Below are 7048 nucleotides of genomic sequence, written 5' to 3'. Positions count from 1 at the left end.
TTTATCCCGTGGATAAATAAGCGCCAGCTCCCAAGCCATCTGCGGATGGGAAATCGAAACGGTATGAACGGCAAGATGATGCAAACGGCTCGCCATCGATCTGGGGATCAATGAAATTCCCAATTGAGACGCCACCATCTCGCAGCAGAAATCCCACAGGGAGGTCATATGAGCCACCTCGGGTTCGAACCCGGCCTGCAAGCATGCTTGCCAAACGACGTCATGAAGGGCGAATTCCTTGGTGAACAGAATAAACGGCTCATGCTTTAATTCGACTAAACTGACGGATGTTCTTCCGGCAAGCCAGTGATGACGGCTTACGATGACAACCAGCTCTTCAGATAACAAAGATACCGTTTCATACAAGCGGGTGTTCACCGGCAGCACCGTGACTCCAAAATCGATATTTCCTTGCTCCATCTGCGTCTCTACCTGTTTCGCGCTGTATTCTACCATTTGAATCTCAATCCCGGGATATCGCTCCTTGAATCCGGCAATGATTTTTGGGAAAAGCAATGCGCTGATTGTAGGCATGATTCCCATTTTCACGTTTCCTCTTTGTACTTGAACCAGCTCATTAACCGAAAAAGATAACTCCTCCAGCAGTTGCAAAATGGTCAAAGCCTTCTCGTTAACCAGCTTTCCTGTATCCGTGAGTACAATCTCCCTCTCGGAACGGTCAAGCAAAGTAACGCCCAATTCGTCTTCGAGGCTTTTGATCATCTTGCTGATGGATGGCTGAGAAACAAACAGGACCTGCGAAGCTTTTGTAAAATTTTTATGCTTGGCCACCTCTGCAAAATATTGAAGCTGTCTAATATCCATCCGATCCGGATCTGCCTCCTTCCCCTATAGGCAAAGCGGTACCCAAACCATTCCTCCCCCGGCTCAAGATTATGATATGCTGTCCACGCAAAAAACAGCACCGGCGCGCCGCTAAACGCATGGTGCTGTTCGGAAAATGCCGGCGGATTAAACCGGATATACCGGGTGCTTCCGCTCGGAGAAGACGACAACTTTGGACGAATAAGCCTCGAATCGATTCACTAACTCGTCGCGTAACGAATTGGCCGGAATAATCCCGTCAATAATCATTTCAGAAGCCAGCCGGTAAATATCAATATCCTGCTTATATTCCTCCCGCTTTTGTTCGATAAAGGAGGCCCGCTCGTTTTCAGGCAGTTGAGAGATTTTATTGGCATAGACGGCGTTGACCGCAGCTTCCGGTCCCATCACCGCAATTTGAGCTGTTGGCAAGGCGAGACAGCAATCCGGTTCAAACGCAGGACCAGCCATCGCATAGAGGCCCGCGCCGTATGCTTTACGGACGATCACCGAGATTTTGGGCACGCTCGCTTCGGACATGGCGGAAATCATTTTCGCGCCATGGCGGATAATTCCTGCCCGCTCCACTTTGGTGCCGATCATAAAACCGGGGACGTCGGCGAGAAACAGAAGCGGGATATGAAACGCGTCGCAGAGGGTAATAAATCGGGCTGCCTTATCCGCCGAATCGTGAAACAGCACGCCTCCTTTCACCCGCGGCTGATTGGCAATAATCCCAACCGGTTTTCCATTCATTCGGGCCAATCCCGTAATCAGTTCGCCGGCAAACAGCTTCTTCATCTCAAAGAATGACCCCTCGTCAATAATTCGGTCAATCAGGTCGTACATGTTAAACGGGGCATTCTGATTGGACGGGATGAGCTCTTCTAACGATTTCTCAAAGTATGGTGGTGCCACTGCTTCCATCACCGGCGGTTTTTCGGAAAAATTGGCGGGAAAATAGGAGAGATATCGTCGTGCCATCGCAATGGCTTCTTCTTCGCTTTTGGCCAGCACATCACCGCATCCGGATACCGAGCAATGCATGCGCGCGCCACCCATTTCTTCTAACGTAACCTTTTCTCCGATAACCATCTCCGCCATCCTCGGGGAACCGAGATACATGGATGCATTGCCATCCACCATAATCACGATATCGCAAAATGCCGGAATGTAGGCCCCGCCTGCAGCCGAAGGACCAAAGAGCAGGCAGATTTGAGGAATTTTACCCGATAATTTGACCTGGTTGTAAAAAATACGGCCGGCCCCGCGCCGACCGGGGAACATCTCGACCTGGTCCGTAATGCGGGCACCCGCTGAATCCACGAGGTAAATCAACGGCACCCTCATTTTGTCGGCCGTCTCTTGGATTCGAATGATCTTCTCTACCGTACGCGATCCCCAAGAACCGGCTTTGACGGTGGAATCATTGGCCATCGCACAAACGATTCTCCCGTTAATCTTTCCGATCGCCGTAACTACGCCATCCGCCGGAAGGTCCTCTGCCGCGCAGTTGGCAAATAACGCATCCTCCAGCTCGAAGCCCGGATCAAACAATAGCTTCAAACGGTCGCGGACAAATCGTTTTCCTTGCCCCGCATTCTTTTGATGATACGCCTGCGCCCCCCCTTTGAGGATCCTTGAAATACGTTCCTGCAGCTCTTCCGGATTGATTTCCATGGACATCCCCTGTTCCTCCTTATCTCCAAAATGCTGTTACTCGCCCTTAAATATGGGGGGACGCTTATTTTTGAACGCCTCCAGTCCTTCCAGGCGATCCTTTGTCGGAATCGTGACTTCATAGGCATTGTGCTCAATCGCAAGCCCGGTGCTCAGATCCGCATCAAACCCCTTATCGATGGCGAACTTGGCCTGCGCCACAGCGACAGGAGCATTTCGAACAATGCGGCCCGCGATTTCCAGTGCTTTATCGAGTAGGGATTCAGGCGGTGTCGCATACTCTACCAACCCCATGTCCCTTGCCTCTTTGGCATCGAATTTTCTTGCGGTGAAAATGAGCTCTTTGGCGCGCCCCTTCCCGATCAGCCTCGGCAACCGCTGCGTTCCGCCAGCGCCGGGAATAATCCCAAGCGAAGTTTCCGTAAGGGCAAATGTTGCCGTTTCGGAGGCGATCCGAATATCGCAGGCCAACGCCAATTCCGTTCCCCCGCCAAAAGCGGCTCCGTTCACGGCGGCAATGACCGGCTGGGGCAAGGCTTCCAAATCATTGATGCACTCGCGAATCAAAGCAACCGTCCTGCGCACCTGGTTCATGTCCATGCCTGCGCGCTCTTTTAAATCGGCACCTGCGCAAAAGGCTTTCTCTCCAGCCCCTGTGATCACGATACAGCGAACGGACCGGTCAAATTTACATGTCGCGGCCGCCTCCCGCAATTGTTCCAGCATCTTGATCGATAGCGCATTGGCGGCTTCCGGCCTGTTTAAAGTGATGAGCACAATTCCGCTTCCAATGCTGGTGGACAATACAGTTTTTTCCATGGTCTCCCTCCTTCCCTGAACCGAACCCTGCACCCGCTTATCCGTTTTCGTTCGAGCTGCCGACCTGAAGATTACGGCTTGGTAAAGCTCTTCCGATCTTTTCCTGTATAAAGCGGGCCGCGGAAAGCAGTTTTTCCGGATTGACCCCCGTTTGGATTCCCATCGTATCCAGCATGTAAAGCAAATCTTCCGAAGCCACATTGCCCGAGGCCCCAGGCGCATACGGGCATCCGCCTAAACCGCCGACGGAGGCATCAAACGTCGTGATCCCCATGTCCATGGACACCAGAATATTGGCCAGAGCCGTCCCGCGCGTATCGTGAAAGTGCAGGGCCAGTTTCCGGGTATCAAAACGCTTTAAAAGAATATCCAATACATCTTGCACCTGCTTAGGATTTGCAATGCCGATCGTATCTCCGAGAGATAACTCGCCAATCCCCATGGCGAACAACGTTTCCGATACCCGGATCACCTCGTCGACGGAAACAGGACCTTCATACGGACAACCGAAGACGGTCGACACATAACCGCGGACTGATTTCCCTGCGGAAAGAGCTTCCTGCACCACTTCTCTTAGAATCGGAAAAGTAGCGCTAATCGACTTGTTGATGTTCTTTAGATTGTGGGTTTCGCTGGCAGACATAAAGACGGCCGCTTCATCCACATCGGCTTCCAACGCCCGCTCCAGGCCTTGACGATTCGGAACGAGAGCTGAATACATGATGCCGGGCATCCGTTCAATTCCTTTCGCAACTTCAGCTGCATCTGCCAGCGCCGGAATCCACTTGGGATTCACAAACGAAGTGATTTCAATCGATTTGATTCCGGTGCCGGACAATTGGTTGATCCAAGCTATTTTATCCTCTGTGGAAACAAAGATCTTCTCATTCTGTAATCCATCCCGCGGACCAACCTCTTTGATCGTCACACTCGCCGGCCAGTTCATCTCCCCGACCCCCAGCATACGTTTTAATCCAGCTCGATCAATAGATCCCCTTCATCCACAAAGTCGCCTTCGCTCACCTTTACTTCTTTTACCGTCCCGCCGGAACTGATCGTGACCGGAATCTCCATTTTCATCGATTCCAAAATGGCCACATCTTGTCCCGCTTCGACTTGATCTCCAGGCTTGACGAGAATTTTATACACATTCCCCGCCATAAACGCCACGATTTTGCCCACCTGAATAACCTCCTGTTTTACGATCGTAAATACTTAGAAACGAAACCCGTTGTCGTATCGCCTGAACGGAATGCGGGATGCGCGATGACTTCTTGCAGCATTGGGATGTTTGTTTTGATCCCCTGAACTTGATAATGGGCTAGCGCCTCTTGAAGCCGGTCCATCGCCTCGTCGCGATCCTTCCCACGGACCACGAGCTTGGCAATCATCGGATCATAGAAAGGCGTGATCACGGAGCCCTCATGTACAGCGAGCTCATGACGGATTCCCAGTCCTTCGGGTATGGCAAACTTCGTAATCGTTCCCGGAGACGGGAAGAACGTCTTCGGATCTTCCGCATAAATCCGCACTTCAATCGCGTGACCGTCGCGTTTCACATCGGATTGGCCAAAATTCAAGGAATGTCCGGCCGCAATTCGCAGCTGCTCTGCAACCAGGTCCAAACCGGTAATCTCTTCTGTAATCGTATGCTCGACCTGTAGACGAGTATTCATTTCAAGGAAATAGAAATTTTTGTTCGCGTCAACTAAAAACTCGATGGTTCCTGCATTCCGGTAGCCGATGGATTGAGCCGCCCTTACCGCCGCTTCTCCCATTTTGCTGCGTGTAAGTTCATCCAAATAGGTAGAAGGGGCTTCCTCCACTACTTTTTGATGGCGGCGCTGAATGGAACATTCCCGTTCCCATAAGTAAACGGTATTCCCATGGGAATCGGCCAAAATCTGAATTTCGATGTGCCGAGGATTTTCCACAACCTTCTCGATATACATGGCCCCGTCTCCGAAGAAATCGGTGGCGCGTTTCTGGTTCCCTTCGAACGCTTTGTGAATTTCCGCTTCGCTGTGAACGATCTGCATGCCGATCCCGCCACCGCCGGCCGAAGCCTTGAGCATGACCGGATAGCCGATACGGCTGGCTGCCCGTGCTGCCTCATCCGCATCCGCTAACGGATAGAAAATGCCGGGGACGACAGGCACACCTGCCTTTTCCATGATATTCCGGGCTTCAATTTTACTGCCCATGCGGGAGATGACATCCGCCGACGGACCGATGAATACAATACCGGCTTCCTCACAGCGTCGGGCAAATTCGGCATTTTCCGAGAGAAGGCCATAGCCGGGGTGGATCGCGTCCACTTCGGAAAGACGGGCGATTTCCAAAATTTTATCGATATTCAAGTAGCTCTCCGCTACTTTGGGACCTCCCACCCCGTAGGCCTCATCCGCCATCTTGACATGAGGGGCTTCCTTATCCGCTTCCGAGTAGATGCAGACGGTGGCAATGCCCAGCGATTTGCAAGTCCGGATCACCCTGGAGGCAATTTCCCCCCGGTTGGCGATTAGAATTTTTTTGAACATAGAACCCATCCCCTTTAACAGCCGATCTGACGTGCAATCACCATTCGTTGGATTTCCGAAGTTCCTTCCCCGATCTCCAAAAGCTTGGCGTCCCTGAAAAACCGCTCCACCTGGTATTCCTTCATATACCCATACCCGCCATGGATTTGAACGGCTTGATCGCAAACCTTCATACACATTTCCGAAGCGAATAATTTGGCCATCGCCGCTTCCTTCTTGAATCCTCTTCCTTGATCCTTAAGCCATGCCGCTTTATACACCATGTTGCGTGCCACTTCAATAGTCATGGCCATGTCGGCCAGTTTAAATTGGATGGCTTGAAAGGCGGATAAGCTGCGGCCAAATTGTTTTCTTACTTTGGCATATTGGAGCGATTTTTCGTAAGCCCCTTGGGCGATCCCGACCGCCATGGCCCCGATCCCGATTCTCCCGCCGTCAAGCGTAGCTAAAAATTGCTTATATCCGTTCCCTTCTTTCCCCAGGAGATTTTCTTTGTTAACGGCTACATTGTCCAAAACCAACTCCGTTGTATTCGAAGCGTGAAGCCCCATCTTTTCGTAATTGCTGGTGACCGTAAAGCCTGGTGCATCGGTAGGCACGATAAACGCACTGATTCCATCCGTCCCTTTGGATCGGTCCGTTACGGCCGTGAGCGCCAGGTTTTTGGCATAGCTTGCATTGGTAATAAAGCATTTGGAACCGGAAATGATCCACTGATCCCCATTCAGCTTCGCTGTCGTTTGGGTTCCGCCTGCATCGGAACCAGCATTCGGCTCCGTCAGCCCGAACGCACCCAAGTATTCTCCTGTACAAAGGGGGGGTAAGTATTTTTCCTTTTGCTCATCCGTTCCGAATAAATGGATGGGCGCCCCGCCTAGCGAGATATGGGCCGAATAGGTGATCCCTGTGGATGCGCATACCCGGCTTAATTCTTCTACAGCGATAGCAAAGCTTATGGTATCTGCTCCCCCGCCGCCATATTGTTCGGGAAAAGGCAGACCCATAACTCCCAGCTTCGTTAATTTATCGAAAACATCCTCCGGAAATTGCTTTGTGCGATCCCGTTCGTCTGCGCCCGGAGCCACCTCACCTTCCGCAAAATCGCGCATCATCTTCTTAATCAACGCTTGTTCTTCGGTGAAATCAAAATGCATATTTCATCGCCCCCAATTTAAACATTGTGA

7 protein-coding genes are annotated in these 7048 nt (G+C 51.5%); all 7 read right to left on the bottom strand.

Translation table 11 applies throughout. The features are described from left to right. Nucleotides 1-825 (bottom strand): LysR family transcriptional regulator (locus QJ48_RS04720; RefSeq protein WP_054972492.1); only part of this gene is annotated, 825 nt, incomplete at its 3' end. 147 nt (nucleotides 826-972) lie between these two features. Next, a complete protein-coding gene (locus tag QJ48_RS04715) occupies nucleotides 973-2511 on the bottom strand; it encodes an acyl-CoA carboxylase subunit beta (protein WP_054972491.1) in 1539 nt (512 codons plus the stop codon). A gap of 30 nt (nucleotides 2512-2541) precedes the next feature. Then, the gene (locus QJ48_RS04710) at nucleotides 2542-3324 is read right to left on the bottom strand and encodes an enoyl-CoA hydratase (RefSeq protein WP_054972490.1); all 783 of its coding nucleotides are present in this window, start codon (nucleotides 3322-3324) and stop codon (nucleotides 2542-2544) included. A gap of 37 nt (nucleotides 3325-3361) precedes the next feature. Continuing rightward, nucleotides 3362-4270 (bottom strand): hydroxymethylglutaryl-CoA lyase, encoded by a 909-nt coding sequence (locus QJ48_RS04705; RefSeq protein WP_054972489.1) that lies wholly within the window; start codon nucleotides 4268-4270, stop codon nucleotides 3362-3364. A gap of 23 nt (nucleotides 4271-4293) precedes the next feature. Next, nucleotides 4294-4506, bottom strand: coding sequence for an acetyl-CoA carboxylase biotin carboxyl carrier protein subunit (locus QJ48_RS04700; RefSeq protein WP_054972488.1), 213 nt, complete (start codon nucleotides 4504-4506; stop codon nucleotides 4294-4296). Nucleotides 4507-4523: 17 nt separating this feature from the next. Further along, nucleotides 4524-5864 (bottom strand): acetyl-CoA carboxylase biotin carboxylase subunit, encoded by a 1341-nt coding sequence (locus QJ48_RS04695; RefSeq protein WP_054972487.1) that lies wholly within the window; start codon nucleotides 5862-5864, stop codon nucleotides 4524-4526. A 14-nt stretch (nucleotides 5865-5878) separates the two neighbouring features. Beyond that, on the bottom strand, nucleotides 5879-7018 hold the full coding sequence (locus tag QJ48_RS04690) for an acyl-CoA dehydrogenase (RefSeq protein WP_054972486.1): 1140 nt from the start codon (nucleotides 7016-7018) through the stop codon (nucleotides 5879-5881). Between the last annotated feature and the right edge of the window lie 30 nt (nucleotides 7019-7048).

Origin of the sequence: Paenibacillus sp. A3, assembly GCF_001399685.1 — a bacterium.
In the GTDB taxonomy this organism is placed as follows: Bacteria; Bacillota; Bacilli; order Paenibacillales; family NBRC-103111; genus Paenibacillus_G.
This window is presented reverse-complemented; position numbering and strand designations above follow the sequence as displayed.

Coding starts and splice junctions, on each gene's coding strand:
- QJ48_RS04705 (WP_054972489.1), bottom strand. CDS start 4,270: ATGAACTGGCCGGCGAGTGTGACGATCAAAGAGGTTGGTCCGCGGGAT.
- QJ48_RS04710 (WP_054972490.1), bottom strand. CDS start 3,324: ATGGAAAAAACTGTATTGTCCACCAGCATTGGAAGCGGAATTGTGCTC.
- QJ48_RS04690 (WP_054972486.1), bottom strand. CDS start 7,018: ATGCATTTTGATTTCACCGAAGAACAAGCGTTGATTAAGAAGATGATG.
- QJ48_RS04695 (WP_054972487.1), bottom strand. CDS start 5,864: ATGTTCAAAAAAATTCTAATCGCCAACCGGGGGGAAATTGCCTCCAGG.
- QJ48_RS04715 (WP_054972491.1), bottom strand. CDS start 2,511: ATGTCCATGGAAATCAATCCGGAAGAGCTGCAGGAACGTATTTCAAGG.